The 24528-nt window shown below is 45.1% G+C and carries 11 protein-coding genes; 3 read left to right on the top strand and 8 right to left on the bottom strand.

The features are described from left to right. The first annotated feature begins 7 nt into the window (after positions 1–7). The gene (locus tag B5F77_RS08885; RefSeq protein WP_087329933.1) at positions 8–619 is read left to right on the top strand and encodes a polysaccharide deacetylase family protein; all 612 of its coding nucleotides are present in this window, start codon (positions 8–10) and stop codon (positions 617–619) included. Positions 620–883: 264 nt separating this feature from the next. Further along, positions 884–1834, top strand: a complete 951-nt coding sequence (queG, locus tag B5F77_RS08880) for a tRNA epoxyqueuosine(34) reductase QueG (protein WP_087329931.1) — start codon at positions 884–886, stop codon at positions 1832–1834. Here the strand turns inward: queG and B5F77_RS08875 are convergent. The 8 genes from B5F77_RS08875 to B5F77_RS08830 all read right to left on the bottom strand — a co-directional run bounded on the left by B5F77_RS08875 (position 1791) and on the right by B5F77_RS08830 (position 23595). Then, positions 1791–2585: a DUF3108 domain-containing protein gene (locus B5F77_RS08875; protein WP_087329929.1), complete on the bottom strand. Its 795-nt coding sequence runs from the start codon at positions 2583–2585 to the stop codon at positions 1791–1793. The two genes, queG and B5F77_RS08875, sit on opposite strands and share 44 nt — an antisense overlap. Further along, positions 2560–4389 carry an Ig-like domain-containing protein gene (locus B5F77_RS08870; RefSeq protein WP_239446021.1) on the bottom strand — a complete coding sequence of 610 codons (1830 nt, stop codon included), beginning with the start codon at positions 4387–4389 and terminating at the stop codon, positions 2560–2562. Before B5F77_RS08870 ends, B5F77_RS08875 begins: the two co-directional genes overlap by 26 nt. Before the next feature lie 319 nt (positions 4390–4708). Then, positions 4709–5995 carry a DUF2851 family protein gene (locus B5F77_RS08865; RefSeq protein ID WP_087329976.1) on the bottom strand — a complete coding sequence of 429 codons (1287 nt, stop codon included), beginning with the start codon at positions 5993–5995 and terminating at the stop codon, positions 4709–4711. Between the two features lie 411 nt (positions 5996–6406). Then, on the bottom strand, positions 6407–12544 hold the full coding sequence (locus tag B5F77_RS08860; RefSeq protein WP_140392856.1) for a T9SS type A sorting domain-containing protein: 6138 nt from the start codon (positions 12542–12544) through the stop codon (positions 6407–6409). A 417-nt stretch (positions 12545–12961) separates the two neighbouring features. Beyond that, positions 12962–17023, bottom strand: a complete 4062-nt coding sequence (locus tag B5F77_RS08855; RefSeq protein WP_087329923.1) for a DUF6383 domain-containing protein — start codon at positions 17021–17023, stop codon at positions 12962–12964. Positions 17024–19013: 1990 nt separating this feature from the next. Next, complete coding sequence (locus tag B5F77_RS08840; protein WP_087329974.1) at positions 19014–19994, bottom strand: S41 family peptidase; 981 nt, start codon at positions 19992–19994, stop codon at positions 19014–19016. A gap of 47 nt (positions 19995–20041) precedes the next feature. Further along, entirely contained in the window at positions 20042–20893 is an 852-nt protein-coding gene (locus B5F77_RS08835; protein WP_087329917.1) for a DUF3316 domain-containing protein, read from the bottom strand. Beyond that, positions 20893–23595: a DNA gyrase/topoisomerase IV subunit A gene (locus B5F77_RS08830; RefSeq protein ID WP_087329915.1), complete on the bottom strand. Its 2703-nt coding sequence runs from the start codon at positions 23593–23595 to the stop codon at positions 20893–20895. The genes B5F77_RS08835 and B5F77_RS08830 overlap by 1 nt, the downstream gene beginning before the upstream one ends. A gap of 340 nt (positions 23596–23935) precedes the next feature. Here B5F77_RS08830 and B5F77_RS08825 point away from each other — a divergent pair, with 340 nt between their 5' ends. Continuing rightward, positions 23936–24481, top strand: a complete 546-nt coding sequence (locus B5F77_RS08825) for a GNAT family N-acetyltransferase (protein ID WP_087329913.1) — start codon at positions 23936–23938, stop codon at positions 24479–24481. Positions 24482–24528: the final 47 nt, after the last annotated feature.

Here is a 24528-nt window from a genome sequence, read left to right as displayed (position 1 = left end):
CTAAAATATGTTCATAGAGCAACCGCCCTGGTTCTACAGGGCTTTATTCCCGGGGGCGACCTGGCGAATCCCGTCTGAAGAGCGATGCGTCTACCTGACGTTCGACGACGGACCGATTCCAGAGGTCACCCCTTGGGTTTTAGATACGCTGGACACGTATGGCGTGAAAGCTACCTTTTTCATGGTGGGCGACAATGTCCGTAAGCATCCCGACGTGTTCCGGCTGGTTGTCGAGCGCGGGCATGCCGTGGGAAACCATACGTTCAACCACATCCAGGGCATTCGCTATAGGACGCGCAACTACGTGGCGAATGTAGACAAGGCCGGCCTGCTGATTCCGGGGTCCCTTTTCCGTCCGCCCCACGGGCACATGCGGCTCGCGCAGGTCTTCCGCCTCCGGAAATCGCATCGCATCGTGATGTGGGACGTCGTCACGCGCGACTACAGTCCGCACCTCTCGCCCCAGCAGGTCCTGGAGAACGTGAAACGCTATACGCGCAACGGCTCCATCCTCGTCTTCCACGATTCCCTCAAGGCCGAACGGAACATGCGTTGGGCGATGCCCCGGGCCATCGAATGGCTCCTCGAACAGGGCTATCAGTTCAAACGGATTGAATAACGCCGCCCCTGTTTAGCTATATTAGTAACATAACTATCTATTTCAGGGTCTAAATTAGATTTCCTTGTAACATGGATGTCTTTTTCAGGGTCTAAATTAGATTTCCTTGTAACATGGATATCTGTTTCAGGGTCTAAATTTCATTTTCAGGCAGACGGAAAACCCGATTCAGGCCCTAAATTAGATTTCCATGCAACATGATTATCTATTTCGGGGTCTAAATTAGATTTCCTTGTAACACAATTATCGAAAATAAAACTGTAAATGAAGTTAGAAGCAAAAAAAATAAAGGAAATGGCCCTTGAATGGGGCTTCGACGCGTGCGGTATCGCTCCGGCAGAGGCCATCCCCGGCGAAGCAGCACATCTGGACGCTTGGCTGGCAAAGGGATACGAAGCGGGGATGACTTACATGACAAACCACCGCGCACTGAGGCTCGACCCGACGGAACTGGTGCCCGGCGCACGGAGCCTCATCGTCGTCGCCCTCAACTATTTCCCCGAACAAAGGCGCAACCCGTCCCTTCCTTATATCGCCTACTATGCGTATGGTAAAGATTACCACCAGGTGATGAAACGGAAACTGCGGCAACTCTGGGAATCGCTGGGCGGAGAGGCGGACGAGGCACGGCTGTTTGTGGATTCCGCCCCTGTGTTGGAACGTTACTGGGCGTGGCGCGCAGGCCTCGGGTGGATAGGCAAAAACAACTGCCTGATTCTACCGAGACGCGGCTCTTTTTTCTTTCTGGGCGAGATTATTACGACGCGGGAGGCGGATACGTACGACGAGCCCATGCCATCGCGCTGCGGAACGTGCGACCGTTGCCTCCGGGCTTGCCCGTCCGGAGCGCTGGAGGCACCACATCTGCTCAACGCCAACCGTTGTTTCTCCTATCTGACCATTGAGCATAAAGGGGAAATCCCTGACGAATTAGCGAATAAATTAGGGAACCGGCTCTACGGATGCGACACCTGTCAGGCCGTTTGCCCGCACAACCGCTTTGCCCGTCCGACCCGCGTGGACGAGTTTCGCCCCACCGACGAACTGCTGCGCTTCTCCTACGAAACGTTGGAAAACCTGACAGAAGAAGACTATCGCCGTATCTTCCAGCACTCGGCTGTCAAACGGGCGAAATACGAAGGGCTGCAGCGTACCTGCCGTGCCCTCGTCCCTATTCTTCCGGAAGAAGATAAGCCTCGGCCGCCCCAATTTTGAGTTTGGCGCGTACTTTAAGCGGAAAATGTGCCGGCGAATCGAGCATCCAGACCTCGCCCGCCGCCTGGCTCTGGGTAAAAGCCTCGTCGTACACATCGACAAAGAAATGACGGCTCGGATAAGCACGGCCGTCGCGCTCTACAATCTGCTGCCCGTCGTAACGAAACGCTGCATTCACCAAATCCTTACCAATCGCTACCTGGAAAGGATATTCCCGCCCGATATGCAACGTTTCCCAATCGAGCGAACGGAGGTAAAGCGTCGCCGCCAGCATATCATACACCGGCTGTTGGGCCACCAACAGCGTATCAATCTTGGTACGCGACAAAGTATAGCGGCGCGAATGCACCTCCGTCCCTTTCCCGCCATACGTAAAACGGAGGTCGTCTACCGAATAATAATCCCCATCGTTCGCATGCTTAGAGGCAAACCGGAGCAGGCGATCGGACTTCGTAAAATAGCAATCCAACGAATCGCGCATCGGAAACACACGCTCGATGAGCCCTGTCGTATGAAACCGAAGTGCATAATGCCACACCGAATCACCCTTCCACGTATCTGCCTGCATCCGAAACTCCGCCTTTCCGGCCTTCGCCATGATAAGCCCCCATTTGAAGTAGAGCTGGAAATGCTGCACCTCGCCCTCCCGGAAAATCTCTCGCGGAAGTGCCTGCGCCATCGCCGCGGAAGAGCCCACGAGCCACAGGAAAGCTATCGCCAAGCGTTTACAACGAGAAACCACCGAGTCCATTGGAAGAGGAATTAGAGGAACTGGTTCGCCCTTCTTCACGGTAATCACGTTTCTTCTTCGTGACCTCTTTGGGCTTATTCTTGGTAATATCGAGTGGCTTCTGACGGAGCCATGGCGTAGCATACACATTCCAGGTTTCTTCTATCTGGAAATTTTGCAGGACATTATAGACCTTCGGCGAATAAAACACCTCTTCGGGCTGACGTTTTTCGGCATAACTACCCGTATCCCATTTTCCGTTCCGGTTCAAATCCAAGACGATACGGGCATAATACTTGTCCGGTTTCAAATCCATGAAGAGGACGCCACCTCCCTTCAAGACCGCTTTGCGCACCGGCTCGTCTTTTGCATTCAGCAACTCAACGTAAGCGCACGAATCGACTCCTACAATATTAATATAAAGATGTCCATAGCTATCTTCCGGTTTAATCTTGAACGCACTTTCAAACCGGTCGTTCCACTTCCCATACAGGCTATAGATACGGGCCGAATCCACGGAAAGACGATACGACTCACCATATTTCCAATCGCGGTCGATATAATACCCCAATGAATTCAACGAATCTTGGAAAAACTCGAAATCCACAATGCCCCAGACCGAATCTACCTCTTGTTCTAACTTAAACCACTCTTTCTGCAAATCCAAAACAGGTTCGTTGAAGACAATAGAAACCGTATCGAAGAGGTCCATACTACTCGGCGCATCAATCGTCATGCCCAGAAATTCGATTTCCGGCTCATCTTTCTTCTTCCGTTTTTTCTCCGCAGGACGCCGACGGCTGATAGTCTGTATCGTATCCGTTTGCGGACGCAACACATTCAACGAATCACTTCGAGGATAAGTAATTTCCATCCGCAAAGTGTCTTGCTTCCACACGGTCGAGTCGGAAATCCAAAAGGCGATGTCTTTTCCCCCATTATTTTGTTGAGTAACAAACCATGTTTCCGCTTGCGGTCGGAAGTTGAGCGGTATCGGAATGGGAATCGTATCGACTGGTATATTGAAATGAAGCACAAAATAATGCGCATCCGGACGTTCGGGCCGCGTCATGTATTGTCGTTCGAACTTCTCCTTAAAGAGGCGAAAATGGATATCGTCTGGAAAGAAACGCGTATAAGGTACCGTCAAAATAGTATCAATCGTCAACGTATCTTTCCAGATGGTATCTTGGCGAATAGCCGGTTCGCACGAAGGAACAACGAGTGAATCCGTCCAAGCTATATCCTCTCCCGGCTGATCGAACTTATAATCCCGGTTCACATCATTCAGCGCATAAATGCGATACGTACCCGGTTTGATATTACGCACCGTGAAATGTCCCTTATCATTCGTACGCGACGTACGATAGAAAGGAATCGTCCGAAAGGCAGAATCCGCCAAGTTGCTATGAAGTCCGATGGAAATACCGGGCATTGGTTCCAAATTCTCGGCATTTAATACATAGCCAGAGACCTCCATGGAGTCGATAATATCACCCGTCGAAAAGGCAAAGGTGAAATTCTCAAGCACATTCTTCTCGTTATTATCAGCTATCGAATTGGTAAAGTCGATAGTATACGTCATATTTTCTTGCAACGAATCCAATAATTCGACCTCCACCCTTTTGCCAGAAGCCCGGATAATGGGTGTTTCCCGTTGTGGTGGCGTGATGATAACATTTTCCATCGGATTATCCAGTTGGATTAGTTCGTCGAAAAGAATCTCAATCTTCTTTCCTTGATAATTGATCGTATTGGGAGCCGGTATACTACTAATAAATCGGGGAGGCAACTCATCGTAAGGCCCTCCATTAGGAGTAGCCATGTTCGCACAGGCATATAGGCACCAAGTAAAGATGCCCAGGATAGCCGCAGCCACGAACTGTTTGGAACTATTTCTTCTTATGGGTCTCATTTATTTTGCTTTTCCTAAAATCCCGACAAAAATAGGGATTTATCTTGGATTTGAGAGTCAAGTAAGCATAAAAAAAGAGTGCCCCGTTTCACAACCGGACACTCCTCAAACCAAAACCTTAACTATGAAAAATTTTATCAAAACCTTTAATTTAGGATTTCATGTTGCAAAGGTAAGGTTTCCTTCTTTATCATGCAACTCTTTCGCCCTCTTTTTATGCTAAAAAAAGTTATTCTTTACACGATTTCCGAAGTAGTTGGTATCCGAAGCGGCAATACAGGCATTTTTTCGGTTCGCAATAATTACGCATCAATTGGATAAGCGCTTGACTATCTCCGGCATGTTTAACCTCTAAACCAGCTTGTTGGAAGAGTTGGATGATTGTGTTCTTCTCGGCAGGAATACGTTCGAGGAGTTTCAACGCCCGTTCGCTATATTCCGGTTGATGATGTGCGTGCCCATAGGCAAACATGATTGGAACAACGCTATTAATCAAGAGAATATTTAGTGCATTCTCTCCCAACCCTTTCTTACGAAAAGTAGACGCATGTTTGAAGTTATAATGTGTATCCCAAAAATCGGATGCATTGATCCGAAACAAATCTTTTATTTCACGTGGCGTACGGGCTTGCAAAATAGCCGAAAGAAGATGCTCGCGTTGAGAAAAGATAGCAGCCAGTTGCACCAACTTGATGTGCGGTGTTGCATTCGGACGCAAGCGTAGGTTCCGGAAAAGATAGGGTTCCAACGGAACCAAGAAGGTATATTTATGCCGCAGGAACTCATACTCTTGCTGAAGGAACCGATAATAATAATGTTGTCCCTCGGCTTCTTCATGCAACAATCCGGCTTGCCCTAAAAACAAAGCCTCGACTTGTGAAATACTATTCCGTTGTTTCTGAATGCATTTAAGTGGAAGACTGCGTGCCAACCGTTCGAAGGCATCGCCATTTACCCCAAAGCCGAAATTGCGGCACAACAGGATATAGAATACTTCATTCCAGTCTTGTTGTTTCTGTTCGAGCCATTTAAATATATCCTCCGTCTTGCGTTCCAATCGTTCACTCAATAGTGCATCCAACCATTCTGTGCGATGTACCGTCTCAATAGCGGGTAAACGCTCCAAACAAGCCAGATTGCTATCGCGGCTCAAGAGCCATTCGACGTTGGCCACCACCCTATCGGGCACACTCAACACGCACTGGGGAATTTCTTCATGCGAGAAGGGCCGTTCCACAGTAGCATCTTCTTCCAACACCACGTGCAGAATCACATTCTTATAGGCTGCATCTTCCTGATGTCCATGCTTGCACCAATCCGAAGCTTTATCATGTATTTCCACGCTTCCAGCCCACAACGTATCGCCAATCTTGATTTTCGCATTAAAGAAATCCGGACCACCATCCCGGTTTTGAATACCAGGATCCAACACTTCCAAACGTTCGCCTTTCGTCGTCTGCAAAGCAACCGACTCATAAAGCCGGTATTTCCAAATGTATTGCAAGAGTATTTCCATCATTTCTCACAGTTAATGTTTTTATATAAGACGCTCCAATAGCAGAGTGCCCAAAGGTACGAACTAATTTTGAAACAGGCAATAACCTGCACTTTTTTCTATACTTTCTACCCTTCCCCGCACAAAAACTTCCTTTCTTGCCTATGCAAACTTACCTTGCTCGCTATCTTTTCTTCTCGTACCGTCGATATTTCTTTATCTTTAGGCTAAAGATACACAAATATCGTCGATACTTATCTAAACATCGACGATATTTGTAGAAAACATAAGGAGAAAAGGAAGTTTTCACAGGCAAGAAAGAAAGTTTTCATAAGGAGGAAAAAAGAGACGGGAGGAAAGTCCCGAAGACTTCCTCCCGTACATCCATTCACTTAATAAAAGGACGATTCACATCGGCCTATGTAATTGCCCTTACCGAACAATTACTTTCACTTGTTTCACATCCTTACCATTTTCCAAGACAACTACATAAATACCAGCCGGAACGCGGATTTGCGTATCGCCGCTAATCTGCTGTTGAGCCTGGATGCGACCCGTCATACCGACGATTGTTACGTTGGCATCGGCTACGTTCTTCACCCAAATACATTCGTTGCCAGCCAAGATCTGAGCCGATTCGATATCCTCGATACCTGTCGGTACGCCGCTGAACGATGCCGTCAGCTTCACTTCCGAAGTCGCAACGGTGTACTTGCGTACATCTTCCTTGTTGCCATCCGACCAAGCCGAGAAGTTCACGCCTTCCACCGGTTGGGCAATGAGCGTCAATTCGTCGTTGTAGTAAACCTTACCGTCGCTCGAGGTGTTGTTCACTACCGTTACGCGGCCAATCAACGTGCCATCCTTCAGTTTGTATTCCTTCGGGATATCCAGTTTCACTTCCGTCTTCGAAGTCAACGAAACGCTAACGTTCTGCTGCTCGGTGATATTCGAAATCGTGTAGACGCCGTTCGCCGGTTGGATAGCCGTACCGTTGACCAAAACAACCACCTTGTCCTTATCTGCGTCGAGCGTCGAAACAGTGAAGGTGAAGGATTCGCCACGGTTCACCATCTGTACGCCGGTCTTATTCAACTTCGCGCCACGGATATTCGTAGGCAATACAATCGCGCACTGACCCGTCGGCACTTCGATAACCGAACTATTGTCTTTGAGCTTAAAGGTTGCATAGACTTCTACAATGCCTTCATCCGGAACCTTGATAGTCGTTGATGCACTTGAAACTGTAGTCGTTTCATTATCCACCGTAACCTTCATCGATTCGAATTCTTGCATCGTATCATCCAACGGTTTGGCTGTAATCGTCAAGATTGTACCTGGACGAACGGGATCGCCGCTATCGTAAGAATTGCCATTTGCATCTACGACGCTTATTTCACCCAATACAGCACGCCAAGTAACAATCTGCTTATTCTCTAATACCTCAATGGTAGCAGCACCTACTTTTACCGGAGAATCGATATTCTCTGTATCCAATGGAACGAATACGACATTCTGCATAACGCCGCCACTTCCAATTTCACCCGGTTTGATTTCTGTGCTTTCATCTTCCCAACGATATTCGCCCGGCACTTCAGCTGCACCTGCCAATACCGAATTGTACAAATACTGTCCGGCAGCAATCGGCGTAGCAATTGGCAGACCTAACTGGCCCTCGCTAACTTGCTCTGTCGGATCTTCTACTACATTCAATTTAGCTTTTTCTATTTCGAATGTACCGATAGCCGTATATTCACGATACAAAGCATTTGCCGGGAAGTGTACCGTAATCGTATAAACACCTGCATCTACTGGTTCAGGAACTTCTACGCCATCCAACGTATAAGTAACCTCAGCCGTAGGATAATCTGCAGCTGCTACTTGCGGACGGCTTTCCCCATCAATATAAACCAATGGCAACGAAGAAGCATTAGCCGTAAACGGATGCGCCGTTCCATCATAAGAGATTTCCTTCAATTCGAACGTATTCGTATTGTCATCGTCTATATTCAATGCCAAATCGTGGCGGGTGTCTTTAGACTTCATGATTAATGTGACATCTTTATGGTCAGCACCACATACAGCATCTACGCGGAACGAATTTGCAAGATTGATATTCAATGCGGTTTCCGTTCCATCGTCTTCTACGCGATACAACGTGTAAGTAAAGCCTGGTACCGGTTCATAAATCACATTAATATTATCACCACCATCCAACAGATTATTTGTATTTGTAATGAATACTTTCGCTTCACCACCCCTATCTCGCATCAATTGGAATGGAACTTCCGTGCTACCTATAGATAATGTATAATGACCTTCTTTATAGCTTCCTACTTGATAGCAAACTTGCAAAGAGGTATAGCAACTACCAGAAGTAAAGTTGGCGGCATTATCATCTGTTACGGTAAATGTCACTTTCGACTGATGATTTCCTGATGTATGAGAACCAATTACAGCAAAGTCGCCTTCCACCGGAATATACGTATCGCCGCTCTTATAACCGGCAGCACCACCCGAAAGGATATAAGTACGATTATCGCTATCTACAGAAACGGTCGGCATATCCGTAATAACTACCTCTGCCGGATCAATCGTATATGACGAAATTGTATTCACTTCTGCATACACATCATCTGCCGGACGATAGAATCTCACATAATAAGTACCTGCATCCGTAAACGGTTCATCGCGCCATTCATTTTGGTTCGAGCTATATTCAACCGTCATGCCTACCGGATTCACCGGATCCATTACATATTCTACAGCTTTCGGCGTACCATCGTATGTATAGTTGCTTGTGCAAGACTTCAATTCGATATTATCCAATGTCTTCACATACACCTTCAATACCGATTGCAATCCTTCCGGCAATATCACATCGTTGATTTCAAATGTATTGTCGCCATCCGGATTCATCTTAACAGCCGTGTAAGGCTTACCGTTGATAACAGCCGTCACCTTCTTGCCAATCAAATCATCTGCTGAATTGCCAACCTTGAAGGTAATATCCAACAACGTCTTTGCCGGAGCATTGACAATCTCACCATTGGCAGCCTGTTCAGTTACATCATTACCATTCTGGTCTGTAACAGTCAAATCCCCAAGATCATTAGAATCATACTTCACAAGCAAGTTACCTTCCAGCTGCTTCTTGAATTCTACATTGATGTTGTTTTCGCCAGCTACCAATGTAACAGTGAACTTGTCGCCTGTTACCGAAACTGGAGTGCCACCATTCAATGAATAAGTTACATTTGAATAATCAGCATCCTTCGTTATCGTAAACTCTACTTGATCACCTTTCTCGTATTCCTTTTTCTCATAAGTTACTTTGCCTGCCGCACTTGGAGTACAAGTCACTTTAATCGTAGTTGCTACATATTCGAATTCGGCATGAACAATATTCAAACCAGATTCAACCTGATCTGTAGTATATTGGCCGCTAGCATCCAAACTTTCTGTTACATCTATGCCATTGAAATAAACTTTCTTGATAGCATAGTCATCCTCCGGAGTAACAGTAGCTGTAATAGAAGTACCTTCTTTTATCTCTGTACTATTTGGAGCAAAGCTAATTTTTCCGCCTTCTGTCACAACGCCCTTGATTGTAGCTGCACCATTGTAGAAAGCGTAAATATAGTTGCCGCCCTTTACAATTTCAACGTCATACTTATTTCCATCTGTAGCCTCTTCAACCGGTGTAAGTTCGTCATTGTTGAAATAAACAGAATTCAATGTATTGTTACCTGCATCTCCAAGACTAAACGATAACTTATCACCCGCATTCAAACCTGTAGGAAGATTGGTTGAACCCGTTTCATCGTCATTTACATAATAAGTAATTGTCGGAGCACTACCTTCTATTCCCAAGAATACAGGTTTTACCATGGTAGTAGCTTGACTTTCATAAGCCGCTACAATATGGTTCGTTCCTACAGCCAATATACCTGTATAAGTCCCTTTATCATCAAGCAAAGGCTGAGATTCTCCATTGATATAGACTGCTACCAACTTATAATCTACACTATTATATTCCTTAGTAGTCGCAACAGTAAATTTCACTTCTGAATCTACATCGTAAGTTCCATCTTCAATGTCACCGTTCGGATTCGTCGGAGTTGATATTTGAATCTCATCTCCACCTTCATAATCAGCAATGCCCTCTACATGGGTTGCAATCATGGCCTTATTGGTAAAGTGAACCGTTACCGTATTTTCTCCTGGTATGGAAGGAGCTATGGCTGCATTCGGATTACCCAAGAAATTATAAACTACTTGGCTCTTACCACCATTCACTTCTACATAAGCCAAACCATAACCTTGGTTCGGATGCGTATTGATGCCAATCCAACCATTAGAAGCCAGATTCAAATCTGCCGTACCTGTACCTTCCGGAACGATTGTTACTTTCTCTGGCAATGTAGCCGGAGCATCTTCCTTATAAATAACCCGGAAATAATTCTGACCTCCTTGTACCTTAACCGTATTAGATTCTCCAATCTTCAAAGGTTCGCCATTGAATGTAGCTGTTACTGTGAATCCATCGATATTGTTTACCAGAATCGTGAGTGTTTCACCGGCTGTTAGCGATGCGCCATCGCTCAATTCTTGATCGCCTGCATTCTTAATAGATACACGTTCGGTTGTTACCTGCTCAATGCCAGTCACTATCTTACTCAACGTCGGAGCTACATCGGCATAAACAACAACCGTATTCTTACCAGCTACTGCCATATCTTTAAGAGTCGATGTAACATCATTTCCATTAATATATACTGCATTTATCTTCTCGTTTGCACCCAACTTGTCATCAGCAATTTTCACCGAGATTTCATCACCCGCCTTCTTCACCTCAGAAACAGTGACTGCGTCTTGATCTGCAATACCAAATACAAACTTTTCGACTGTGGCCACCGTGCTGGTATAATGCGCTACCACATTATTCGTTCCAGCTACAACTTTTGCCGTAGTACCTTCTACCACTTTTCCATTTACTGAAAAATGGTCGAATGCGTAGTTGGCGTGTGTATCCCATGTAAATGATATTTCAGTACCTGGTTCCAAAGTCATGCCTTTCGTATCCTGGCCATTATAAGTGACATTCGGAGTTAAGCCACCAGTCAAACGCTTGCCTTCAGCATCAAAAGCCATACGGGTAATTGTCGCACCACGCTTAAAAAAGACTTCAAAAGGAGCATCTGCGGCCACAGACTGCAAACCCGAGAACACGTAACTGCCACTTGTCGCTGCAGGAATGGTTTGTACAGTTTTATTATATGCGACTTTCTCCAACAAATATCCTTTTTTCGGTGTTACTTTTACCGAGAAATTTGTATTTGCTTCCAAGTTTAAGAACGTATGAGCCGTACCTGTCGCACTATTTCCTTCATATAGTTCAACTGTACCACCACTATTCTTACTTGTATAAACGGTATATTTATCAACAACAATTGCAGAGAATGTAACAGATACACTTGGATCCACATCCCCTACAACCGTATAAGTTCCATTTATCTCCGTTTGGTTCGCATCCTTTGATAACCCGGCAAATTCGATGGAAGTAACTTCACAACCTTCATTTGGATTTACGGAAACCGTTACTTTATCCCCAACCTTCAAATCTTTATTTGGACTTACGGAAACCGTACCATTTGTATCATTCCTTTTAGCTGTCGCTTTGAAGGTCGGTTCATCAACCGTCACCTTTACTTGCAAAGATGCACCTGGATAATAGGTATCCGTAGCTGCCACAGTTAATGTTGCAGTAAACGTACCACCTACAAAAATACCACTCTGCTTCAGTGTATAGCCATCATTGCTATCTCCTTCCAAAGAAACCGATTCACCGTTCAGTAAACAATTGCTCAATTCATAATCTGTAATACCTTTAAGACAGATATTATCCAAAGCTTCTGTACTAATAGAGAACTTATGGTCTGTCGTACTAACAGTTGATAAAGTTGGAACAGTTTGAAGACTTTGTCCTCTCACGTCATAATCTGTAATCGCAATATTTCCATCAGGAGCATTCGTTTTAGCAGGAAGAACACTCAACTGATTGTTTGAACAATCTAATGTCTTCAATGCAGGAACGTAGCCAATCCAACCTTTATTTACATCACCATCCAACTGACCTAATACCAAATTCTGCAATATGCCATTGCCAGAGAATACTAAAGATGTAAGATGATTGGTCAATGCTCCTTTGCCATTAATAACAAAACTGGAAACCTGACCAATAACTTCCATCTTCAAATCGTCACTTATCCATACTACACCACTTTCATTCGTCCCATTTGCAAACGAAAGAACCTGCTCTTTGTCAGTCACTGGTACAGCATATTGAGCAACCATTTTTCCATCTTTCCGGTAATAATACTGAGTCAAACCCGTAGCCGTAGCTACTGGTGCCTGACCATTCTGAATATTACTTCCGGACACTTCTACCAATACTTGCCCTCCCGTACTGTTGCCCGGAATCGTAATATCGATAGAAGTCGATTGCGCCCCTATCAACCCCACCGAAGCAAATACCATCAGCAGGGCCAAAAGTAATCGTTGTTTCATATCATGATATGTTTAATCGTTAATTAATTCCTGTTTATTTATCTCGTTTTTTGTGCAGCCTTCCGCCTTGCCTGCTCGACACTTTAGAGCAGCTCTGCTCAACACCTTCGAGCAACGTGGCTCGAGACCTTAGAGCAGTACGGCTCGAACACGTCGAGCAAAGGAGAAAGACCGCGGTTATGACTAAAAAAGCCCCTCCCGATACTGAGAGAGGCCTTGTTTTTTACTCATTCCCGGACTTCGCAGCCGGGGAATGCTGTTTGAATAGAACTTTTTATATTTATCTTTTTAATATGTCTGCCCGCGGCCTTCACAGGCGGCATGTGGCAGACCTTCTCAATTTTATTAACAATTTTATTGTTATGAACTCTATTCCATTCTATAGATAATTGTCAATTGTCAATTTTCAATTGTCAATTACTTCACTACTACCTTGAAGCTTTCGCCGTCTACCGATACCACTGCGATACCAGCCGGAACTGCGATTGTTTCATTGTCGCTGTTAACTGTTTCGTTAGCAACTACCTTACCGAGGATAGTAGCAATTACCACGTTCTTGCCTTCAGCACCCTTGATCACAACAGCACCGTCTGTAGCTACTACGCTTACTGCATTATTTTCAGCAGCGATTGATTCGTTAGCAGTAGCGTCTTCTTCAGTTGCTTCGTAAGAGAATACTTCAGCTTCCTGGATATCCGGAGTTACGACAGCTACGCCGTTGTGGATCTTAATCCAACCCTTCGTATTTGCATCGTATTGTGTTTCGATGTAGAAGTCTTCACGGCTTGCATCGCAATAACGGAATGCGAATGTAGCGTAGTTCAAACCTGTTTCACCCAGAGCTGCATCGCTCAAGTCGAACGGTTTGCCGCTTTCATCCAATGTTAATGTAGTGCCTTTGTGACGACCATCCAAGAATCCAAGACGATAGTAGTTCTTCTGGTTCTGACCTGCGTTCTTGTACAGATAAGCTGTATTGTCGGCAACAGAATCAATCAAGTTAACCAAGTATGCAGCATCTGTATACAAGTGACGGTTGTGGTGGTGGTCTAAGTTAGATTCTTCATAAGCCTTCGTATCGCGAACACCTAACAAGAAGCGCGGGCAAGCCGGGTTGTTTACGTTAGCTGTATCAACGAAGAGCGCGTTGTTGATCTTATCAGAAACCTCACGCAAATCTAACAAACCTACGTTTGCACCCTTCACGTTCGAGTTTTCACCCAACAGATAAGAAGGATTGTTGGCTACGAAGATCTTAACCGTATCTAAGTCTGCACCATCACGACGGATGTCGAAATAGTTCAAGCCTTGTTCCTTATTGATAGTGAATACACTGTTGTCAAATGCGTTAGAAGCACCAGCAGAAACTAAGCTTGCAGGCTGAACTTCACCGCTCAATTGATTAACGAATGCACGAACACCATAATACTTAGTATTTGTAGCATTGTTGTTTTCTTCGCGAGAAACCGTGTACGGATCAACCAATACATAATGGTTGCCTTCAGCTACTTGTTTCACAAAGAACGAACGTCTCGGATCCAACTTCGTACCAGAAATAACTTCTTGATCAGCAATAGTAGAGAAACCATTCTTCGAGTCGATTGTAACCTGAACAGAAGTCAAGCGATACTTGCCAGCTTCCAAAGTAACATATTCACGAGTACGAACACCAGTTGTAGCATCGCCCGTGTTAGCATTTACATCATCCTTATAGATGTAGTACAAACCACGATCCAATTGATATTCTTTCTCAGCACCGTCGATAGCCGGATTGATACCATAGAACAAAGAAGTCGTATCTTTCTTAGCCGAGCTATACAAGTCTTTGTCTACGAAGTTTACACGTTCCAATTTGAACTTGCCTTCCAAACCTGCTACTTGCAGTAACGAATCTGTACCAGCAGCCTGGCCAAGGTATAATTCAACATCGCCCAACGTATTGAAGCCAAATGAATATACGCTTGTATCAGCAGCAGCTTCTTCAGCAGTTAAGTCTAAGTAACCTAACTTGTGGTTGCGCAATACGTTTACTTCAACCGGTTCGATGCGGATTGTATCGCGGTAAGAAGTAGACAAACCTGTACCATCTGTATAAGTAGCCATGTTTACGTATGTATTTTCTTTGTCCGGAACTCTCCACCAGTAGCTTGTATTCCATACGCGGCCAGACTCACGGTTGTACATTGTATAATAACCACCGTTACCTTCGATGAACCACTGAGCAGAAGGAACTTCTACCTTGTCTTCTACATAAACTACGTTACCCTTGTCTGCATTCATCCAAGACTCGCTGTCCATTCTGGTTTGATAGTCGCTCTGGTTATAAGCGAGAATACCAGACTCTTCCGTACCAGCTACAGCAACATCCCACTTGCCAGACAATGCGTTCCAATAAGCGAAGGTAGCATTTGTAGCTGCCAAGTCTTCCATACGATAATCGCCAGCCTTGCGCAACTGAGTCGGAACCTTGTTTGCATTGATGATATAGTAGTAACCGTTCTGGATATTAGCCAAATCATCTGTTACCGGTTTCGTATCCGTGATAGTGATGAAGGTTAAGAGACCGTTGTACTCCTTATCATTAATATCCATTTCATCCGCAGTCAGCACTTTATGCGTATCCGTCAAAGTAACCAACTTAACAACATTAGAGAATGCTGTAGCAAATACAGGAGAATAGATATTCTTACTGTTATTTGCCGGATCTTTAACAAGCATATCTTCCGCATCTGCTGAAGCAACAGCTGAAACCGTAGAACCTTTCACAGCCAATGTACCAATAGCATTCCATATCATTTTTACACCGCTTGTTCTATTGGTAAACTCGGCATAATTATTGGTATAAGGAGATACTGTCACCGCTGTAGCATAAGTAAGTACCCGATGTCCTTGACGATTATTTGTAGCATCATACGTATGTGCAGGATAGAAACCTACAGCGTTTACAATACCTGATGTTACTGCCAAAGGATTCGTACCAAGCGGTGCTGATGCATATTCAGAAATACGTTGTTCACCTCTTATTGTTTCATCTTCAGCAACTTGCTTCCACCAAGGTTCATCCGTCTTAGCTTTCTTGTAAATCATTTCAGCTTGCAAACGAACACTTTGAGTAGCCGGATACAAGATAGCACGGAAGTTAGACTGACGCAACATCTGAATATAAGACTTTGCTGTATACTTTTCAGTTACAGATGTATAAGCACCTGTATACAATGATTTGTCTGACTTCGCAGCATCAATATCAGAAACAGTCTTCTCATCTTCTACTACTGCAAAACGCGGATAATTAATTTCGCGTACAGCCATCTGTAATTCATAACGGTCTTGAGCATCCTCATTATAATAAGTTGTATCGACCATTAAGAATTGATTAGTTCCTTTCTTTTGGAAACGAACGAAACCATCAGGTGTATCACCCGGAACACGATTTGTACCCGGAGTCACAGGAGCAACAGCCGTAAATTCGCTACCCAACATTACGTTAGTCGCATTCGGACCAACTACATCTGGATAGAAATAGAATTTAAAGCCATCCTTCTTGCCTTCACCTTCCGAAGCAATGTTTTCATAACCTAATTCAGAATTCAACTGAGCGGCAGTCAAGACGATTGGGTTGGCTTCCCAAGCTTCAAATTTAATAGCAGAATATTCAGTTAAACCATTCTCGATTTCTGACCCGGATGTAGCAGAAGCCTCAACAGTACGGTTGTTATTGCTATTAGTAACCAATGCTGCTAATGTATAGTCGTTACCAGATTTTTTCTTCACCAAATAAACTGTTTCAGTATCAGAAAAAGCAGCACGCAACATGTTACTCAATGGAGTTGTCTCATTAATAGCTTCAGCACCATCAGACCAGCGCCAGTTTGTCTGTCCACTTACAATTGTCAAATTTGCTTCTTTATAAGTTTCACCTCCCAAAGTGGTAAACTCACTATTTGCAACAGCATTTGTTGACAATTGCAAAGCCATATTAGAAGCCTTGTTGATCAACTGATAATAGATAACTGTAGATACAGGATCTTTCTTTGCACGAACTTCCCAAAGAGTACGATCTAACTGGATTTCATAACCCGGAATATTTGCATTCTGAACATTTTCAACTTGCAATTTATATTCCGTACCAGTCCAAACCATTGTCAAAACTTCGCTACCTCCATTGCCATTTTCACCAACAACCAATTGGAAATAGCGAGAATCTGTTTGACCATCCGTATTATCCAATTTATAAATAGGCTTTGCTCCATTCGAACGTTCAATAGAGAACGGAGAAACCTTTGGATAATCATAGTCAGACGCTGTAGTCTGATTCCAAGAAGACTTGTCTGCTAAGAACTTGTTAAAACTGCCAGATGTTGATTGAATAGCATAACCCCCATTTGCAGTCACGTTTGCATTCACATCCGTCTTAGCCCAAGTGTTCACACTACCCGCCAAGACAAGCCCGGCGCAAAGCGTAAGTACTTTTTTGTTCATAAAACCTTAAATTTAGTTTGTTAATTAATAGTTGATTAATAATAAATTCCATTCTACGTTTTACGAAAGATTCATACAACGCCCCGGCTTCGCGTGCACACATAAAAAAAGCGCGGGCTTACGTCGTCTATTATTTAAATTGAGGCATCGGCAAACGCCCATCAGACAATAATAGAACAACAGCCCGCGCCTATACGATTATATCTACAGCTTCCCCTTTTTTAATGATACATATTGATAAGATATGCTTCCATTCCAGGAAACTTTCTAACGAACTCGTACGCAGCGCAAGCATTTACTGTCCATCATTCCGTCTGATTTAAAAATTTTGCCGATTTTCAATTCAGGAATAATCTTCGTAAAATGCTTACCATAATTTCAATCCGATTCCCTAAGTCGGAACGCTCTCCGATGCGGAATCGATGCAAAGGTAAGGAGGAAAAATGAAATAGCAAGAGTTTTAAAGAAAAAAATTCGAGTTCTTATCCGAAAGTAGGGGATTCAGGGACGAAACCCCAAGGTTTGGAGGATGAAATCCCTAAATGGCCCTTCGTCCTTTTGAGTGGAAAGAAAAGGACCTCTCCTTTCAAGTTTTTCTTCGTTCTTTTGGCTTGACCCAAAAGAACCAAAAAGTCAAGGCTTACACTTCAGCGGCTACAAATTCGCAGCGCGGAGCGGAAATCTCGGGAAACTCGCTTCGCTCAGACAACCGAGATTTCTTTTCGCTCTGCTTGGAATTTGCTTTACGCCGCTTCCGTTAGGCCAACCCTATTGAGAATTGATAAGAGGGTGTGACGTAAATAAAAATATCAGCCCTCTTCAGATAGGTATCTGACCGATAAATACCTGTACTGCTTTCTACCGGTGAAGATAGGGATTGTAGGGGTGTATCATAAATAAGAAAATGTAATCAGAAAGTAACTGAAAAGCTCCCCTGCCCTTAGGGGAGCTCCCCGCAGGGGTGAGGGGTGGTTTTCTTTGTGTGTATGAACCCCTCAGTCTCAGCTGTCGCTTCGCCAGCTCCCCTATCAAAGCAGGGGAGCTTTTCTAATAGTTTTTTCGAAATGTCTTTCCTTCGACAGCGTCGAAAGTTCCAATTTTCTTCCGGAAGCATTTTCGACGGCGTCGAAAGTTCTAATTTTTCGCCGGAAGCATTTTCGACGGCGTCGAAAGTCCCAATTTTCCGCCGGAAGCGTTTTCGACGGCGTCGAAAGTTCCAATTTTCTTCCGGAAGCATTTTCGACGGCGTCGAAAGTTCTAATTTTTCGCCGGAAGCATTTTCGACGGCGTCGAAAGTTCCAATTTTTCGCCGGAAGCGTTTTCGACGGCGTCGAAAGTTCTAATTTTTCGCCGGAAGCATTTTCGACGGCGTCGAAAGTTCTAATTTTCCGCCGGAAGCATTTTTGACGGCGTCGAAAGTCCCAATTTTCCGCCGGAAGCATTTTCGACGGCGTCGAAAGTTCTAATTTTCCGCCGGAAGCGTTTTGAAAGAAGGTGTTTCATAATGGGTATACGGCACAGCCCCTTTCAGATAGTTTTTATAGCTCCTCTTTTCAGATCGTATTTCGGAACGCTTGTAGCTGCAGGCCTCGCTCCGCTTCGACCAGCAGCTATGCACAGAAGCTCTCATTCGAGGACTGTTTTATTACCTATATCGTGCCTCGAAGAGGCGCAAGTTTCAGGTAGCCGTGGGTCGAAGCGGAGCGAGGCCTGCGGTATCCCATTGAAATGAAAGAGCCGTGCCGTAAGGAGGATTTTTGAAAAAAGATGAAGGGATTTATTCTTCTAAAAGGAAGGTAATGGAGCTGTGTCAAAATGCTATCTGAAAAGCTCCCCTGCCCTTAGGGGAGCTGGCTCGCGTAGCGAGACTGAGGGGTTAAATCTCTCATCATAAGAAACGACCCCTCACCCCTGCGGGGAGCTCCCCTATCAAAGCAGGGGAGCTTTTCAGTTACTTTCAGATCACATTTTCTTATTTATGACACACCTTCTATTCTTCTAAAAGGAAGGTAATGGCTGATTCGAGAATCGTATCCACTCCCCGGAGCAAGTCTTCGGACGTAATGGATACTTGGACGTCGGGATCAATGCCAAACTCGGTCAGGTTTCCGTCCGCGTCGAGCATAGGGCAAGCCGAGAAGCGAACCGTCCAGCCGTTCGGAAGCTCGGAAGTGAAAGGGAAACCGCTACCGCCTCCGGTGCGGTCGCCCATAATCGTCACCTGAGAGAACAAGCGCATCTTTTGCACAAAGTCGTTGGCCGCACTATAACAATGGCGATTCGTGAGCACCACTACGGGACGCAACCAAAGGATATAGGCAGAAGGCTGTAATTCTATGGGATAAGGTTCGGAAAAATCCGAATGCCCTGTGCCCGTTTTGTATTGGATATAACCCACCGTACAAGCTTCTTCCAGAAAACGAGAGGCGAAACGCTCGGAATAGGTAAGCGAACCACCTCCATTGTTTCGGATATCAATAATCAATCCTTTGCAATCGCGGAAATAATAAAACATATAATCGAGATTACTTTCGCCTATGCCGCTCGAGAAACTCTCATAACGCACATATCCAACTTGCCCATCGGCCATCGTTTTGTATTCCAATCCGCCCGCGATTTTATAGTCATCCCCCAAATAAGCATTATTCAGTTCTTCGTAGAAATTAGGCAGATAATCCGTGTACCATGCCCAATAACGCGCCACATCGAAACTGGAATAGAGGTTCGTATGCCCATCTTTCAATTCGGCAAGCATAGAGGCACAGAGGTCGAAAAAGGCGTATTGGTTCATCGTATCCGTCAGTTGAGCCGCATAACGGTCGTGCACCTCATCCCAATCCACCTCTTTATATTCAAAGAAGCAATAGTGTTCGTCGAGGATGCGCCATAAAGTCTCAAAATTCTCCCGCACATCGGTTGTATATTCATCCGTATCACGGCAAGAAACACAAAAGAAAACGCTTATCAACATCCCTCCAATAATCAACCCAATCCGTTTCATCCTCTTCATTATCTATATTATTCATAATAAGCACTCCGGTGGCTGGGAGCCGATTTCTTTTTTCCTCCCAACGAAATAAACTCTTTCACAATCCCAATCATAAATGAATGCGAAAAAATATGGCTTTGAATGCCGTTCACATCCAAATAATAAAGGCTATTCAAATAACCTGCCCGGAAAGTGAAACGGCCCACGGGAAAATCAACCGTCAGATAGTTCTTCATCGCTTGCTTATTATGAAGCGAGCTAAAACGAATGATGCCTGACGTATTTCCTTGATCGAATATCTCGTAATAGGATTGCCCATAATGTGGAGAAAAAAGGAAACCCAGAAAAGGCACCTCCAATTGATACCGCAACGTAAACGGGTAACCCTTTATCTTCAAGTGATAAAGAGCCATCGCCGAGACATTCACGTCCACATCCGCCTTAGCTGAAGCCGGATTGTTGCTGGAGCGCGTGCCATACACAAAACCCACCATCGCATGAGCCGAAGCACCCGCCAGAAGACGCAAGTCGGGCAACGGTTCGAAACGATAATGATACCCCAAGGTATAATCAAGAAAACCACTCAGCGCCCGTGCAGTCCCCGCGCCATTCTGAGTCACGGAAAAGTCGGCACTCACGATTTGTTGGCGCGAAATACGTCCTGACAACAGACGGGTAAGCTTCATCCGTTCGTCTAAGATACGTATTCCCCACCCTCTATACGGAATACGGCTACCCGGCGTTAGATAGGTGTCCATCAAATCATACCCCCCTACTCCGATAAGTGTAGCAGCATTCACCGAAGCCGGCACTTCATCCTCCTGAGCTTGCAACGAACAGATGGCCAAGCAAAAGAACCCGATGAGAAACAAAAAGCGCATCAATTATCAAAAAGCTTCATTTGTCCTACAATTTCATCGCGGAGGTCTTCCGGATTCTCGTCCGGTTCGTCCGGCATAGCCTCTTCCAATTCCTCAGGAGCCTCCGTTTCAGGCACCTGTTCTTCTTCAGGGAAACGCGTAGGTTCCAATTCATTGATTGTATCAACTTGGTATGTAGTCAGCCTTTTCCCTTTTGCCTTGAAACCTTTCACGCCAATAAACTCTTCCGCCTCTACGATAAGCGGTTCGCGAAATGCATCGGCTCCACCAAAGACAACCTCGATACGCGGATACACCTCATCTGTCAAAAGATAAAGCGAACTCTTGGGATTATCGCCGAGAAAATTCTTCCGGTTCCCTGCTTCCAAAAGAAACCGCTTTAAATAAGGATATTTCTGGTCGGCATCATAGAGGGCCGCGGTCCAGACTTTATGCGGATTAAATTTCTCGATGACGAGGATATCGTTCTCATAATGGTTACTCAAATCGAAATTCGTAGTATAAAATTCACCATTTTGCCGCACTACCAGAATTAAGTCTTCGCTTTGGAATTCGCCCAACTCCTCGCCTCTTCCTTCATAATTAAGACGAAGCACATCCCGATCAAACCACACCATGCGTCCTCCGAGCGTCGAACTTCCGCGTTGCTTCAAAGAGACCTTATGAATATCCGCCTTTGTCAACAGATTCCCAATTGACCCACGCCCTTTGATGGCAATTTGGCTGAAATCCTTCTCGAAAACCAAAAGTTTCTGACGAGGCTTCGGTTTGAGGATCACTTTAATCGTCTCTGCCTCGCCATTCGGATTGACGCTGAAATAAAGCACACGCGAATCGGGCGTACCTTTCGTCAGGTTATAATCTTTATCACGGCTAATGGAAGTAATGGCAAAGCGTTTGATATAATTCGGCCCCAGCTTTCCATCACGATATACGACATTGTAAATAGTACGGCTATCATTCCGCTTAAAGACATTCACATACAAAATATCTTTTCCCACGAACATCTTTTCTGATACTTTGACGATTTTATAAATACCCGAACGATAAAAAATAATTACATCGTCGATATCCGAACAATTGCAAATGAACTCGTCCTTCTTTAAGCCTGTACCAATAAAACCTTCCGTACGGTTGATGTATAGCTTCTCGTTGGCTTCGGCCACTTTCGTAGCTACAATCGTATCGAAATTACGGATTTCCGTGAGACGCGGATACCGTTTCCCATATTTCTCTTTCAACATGGCGAACCAATGAATCGTATAATCCACGATATGCGCCAAATGATTGTTGATGCACGCAATATCAGCTTGGATTTGAAGAATGAACTCGTCGCTCTTCTCGGAATTAAACTTCAAGATACGTCCCATCTTGATTTCCATGAGCTTCAAGATGTCGTCACGTGTTACCTCTCGAATCAGTTTCGGTTTGAAAGGTTCCAAACGAGAGTCGATATGAGCCACCGCCTCGTCCATGGAAGCCGCCTGCTCAAACTCTTTGTCTTTATAAATACGCTCCTCGATGAATATCTTTTCCAACGAAGCAAAGAAAAGCGCCTCTTCCTGTTCTCCCTTCTCTATCTCCAATTCCCGACGTAGGAGCGCCAGGGTGTTGTCGGCGGAATGCTTCAAGACGTCGCTCACGGTCAGGAAGTGCGGCTTGTCGTCTTTTATCACGCAACAATTGGGCGAAATGCTGATTTCGCAATCCGTAAAAGCATAGAGCGCGTCAATCGTCTTGTCTGAGGAAACGCCCGGTGCGAGGTGCACCAATATCTCGACATTCTTAGCCGTATTATCATCTACCTTCTTTATCTTAATCTTTCCTTTATCATTGGCTTTCAGGATGGATTCTATCACGGAAGAGGTAGTTCGCCCATACGGAATCTCGGATATCACAAGGGTTTTATTATCTATTTTCCCAATCTTAGCCCGCACCTTGACCGAACCACCACGCTCCCCGTCGTTGTATTTGCTTACATCAATGTATCCGCCCGTTTGGAAATCCGGATAGAGCTGGAACGGTTCGCCTTTAAGATAGGCTATTGAGGCATCAAGAAGCTCGTTGAAGTTGTGCGGTAATATCTTCGAAGAGAGACCGACCGCAATTCCCTCTACGCCTTGCGCCAATAGAAGCGGAAACTTGACAGGCAGCGTTACCGGCTCGCGGTTCCTTCCGTCGTAAGAAGCTTGCCAAAGGGTGGTCTTCGGGTTGAATACCGTTTCGAGGGCAAACTTCGACAAGCGCGCCTCGATGTAACGAGGAGCCGCCGCCCCGTCGCCCGTCAGGATGTTTCCCCAGTTTCCTTGGCAATCAATGAGCAAGTCTTTTTGCCCCAATTGCACCAAGGCATCGCCAATGGAGGCATCGCCGTGCGGGTGGAATTGCATCGTATGCCCCACGATGTTCGCCACTTTATTATAGCGTCCATCGTCGAGTCGTTTCATCGAATGCAAGATGCGCCGTTGGACGGGCTTCAGTCCATCGTTAATATGAGGCACGGCACGCTCCAAAATCACATACGAAGCATAATCCAAAAACCAACTTTGGTACATGCCCGAAAGGTGATGCGTGATGCGATCCGCCCCGCGTTCAGGCACTTTATATTCCGAATGCACCCCCTCATCCACGGGTTGTTCATCCTGTGGCCTGTCGTCGTGCGGCAATAGGCTATTTTCGTCTTCTATATCTTCTGGTCTCATTCCGATAATTGAAAATGATTGGATTCGGCTGTAAATATACAAAGAAAATGAATGTCCTCAAAGGGAGAACGGCACAATCCGGGCGGAAAACTTGCTTTTCTCCCTGAAAAAATCCGTCTCCCCCCAGGAAAACTTCGAAACATCCTTTCTATCTTCTATCTTTAACCTAAAGATACATATCTGCAGCTTAAAGATACATATCTTCAACCTAAAGATATATATCTGCAGGCTAAAGATAGAGATTTGCTCGGATGTTTTTACTTTTTAGTCCGGACTTATTTTGTTTTTCCTCGGAGGATACAGATTTTTTCCTTATCTTCGCAATCTAAATGGAGCTTATATGATACGATTGACACGAATCACGCGGGCAGACGACCCGCTTTTGGAACGCCTCGTTCCGCTTTACATCGAATCGTTCCCCGAAGCCGAACGACGGGATATCCGGCAATTGGAACAGCTTCTGACCGAAGCGCCGGAAATGTATTGGAATGCCATTTTCGACGGAGACGAGCTATGCGGCCTCGCTTCGTATTGGGACGTGGGCGATTTCTATTATATGGAACATCTGGCCGTCTTCCCCGCGATGCGCAATCGTAAGATAGGGCAACGCGTATTAGACTATTGGAGCGAACAACTCCCGAAGTTGCGTATTCTTGAGGTAGAACCCGCTGAAGAGGAAATGGCGCGCCGTCGTATCGGTTTCTACGAACGTAATGGTTATAAGGTCGTTTACAAAGACTACATCCAGCCCTCTTACCGTGCCGATGAACCAGCTTGCCCGCTTTGGATTATGGCTTCCGCGCCGCATCCCGACATCGAAGCCTATGCGCAAAAGATACAGGAGAAAATTTACCGAGAGCCTTTGCGGTTCTTGCATGAAAGTTGATTAACAACGGATTAAAACACGGAGACACAGAGACTCGGAGCGTTTCA

Origin of the sequence: Parabacteroides sp. An277, assembly GCF_002159645.1 — a bacterium.
GTDB lineage: Bacteria > Bacteroidota > Bacteroidia > Bacteroidales > Tannerellaceae > Parabacteroides.
The sequence above is the reverse complement of the archived record's forward strand: the minus strand, read 5'-3'. Positions and strand labels throughout refer to the sequence as shown.

Excerpts from the sequence above, each read along its gene's own strand:
- B5F77_RS08885 (WP_087329933.1), top strand. The coding sequence starts at position 8 with ATGTTCATAGAGCAACCGCCCTGGTTCTACAGGGCTTTATTCCCGGGG.
- B5F77_RS08825 (WP_087329913.1), top strand. The coding sequence starts at position 23,936 with ATGATACGATTGACACGAATCACGCGGGCAGACGACCCGCTTTTGGAA.
- B5F77_RS08865 (WP_087329976.1), bottom strand. The coding sequence starts at position 5,995 with ATGGAAATACTCTTGCAATACATTTGGAAATACCGGCTTTATGAGTCG.
- queG (WP_087329931.1), top strand. The coding sequence starts at position 884 with ATGAAGTTAGAAGCAAAAAAAATAAAGGAAATGGCCCTTGAATGGGGC.
- B5F77_RS08855 (WP_087329923.1), bottom strand. The coding sequence starts at position 17,023 with ATGAACAAAAAAGTACTTACGCTTTGCGCCGGGCTTGTCTTGGCGGGT.
- B5F77_RS08860 (WP_140392856.1), bottom strand. The coding sequence starts at position 12,544 with ATGAAACAACGATTACTTTTGGCCCTGCTGATGGTATTTGCTTCGGTG.
- B5F77_RS08875 (WP_087329929.1), bottom strand. The coding sequence starts at position 2,585 with ATGGACTCGGTGGTTTCTCGTTGTAAACGCTTGGCGATAGCTTTCCTG.
- B5F77_RS08830 (WP_087329915.1), bottom strand. The coding sequence starts at position 23,595 with ATGAGACCAGAAGATATAGAAGACGAAAATAGCCTATTGCCGCACGAC.
- B5F77_RS08870 (WP_239446021.1), bottom strand. The coding sequence starts at position 4,389 with ATGGCTACTCCTAATGGAGGGCCTTACGATGAGTTGCCTCCCCGATTT.
- B5F77_RS08835 (WP_087329917.1), bottom strand. The coding sequence starts at position 20,893 with ATGCGCTTTTTGTTTCTCATCGGGTTCTTTTGCTTGGCCATCTGTTCG.
- B5F77_RS08840 (WP_087329974.1), bottom strand. The coding sequence starts at position 19,994 with ATGTTGATAAGCGTTTTCTTTTGTGTTTCTTGCCGTGATACGGATGAA.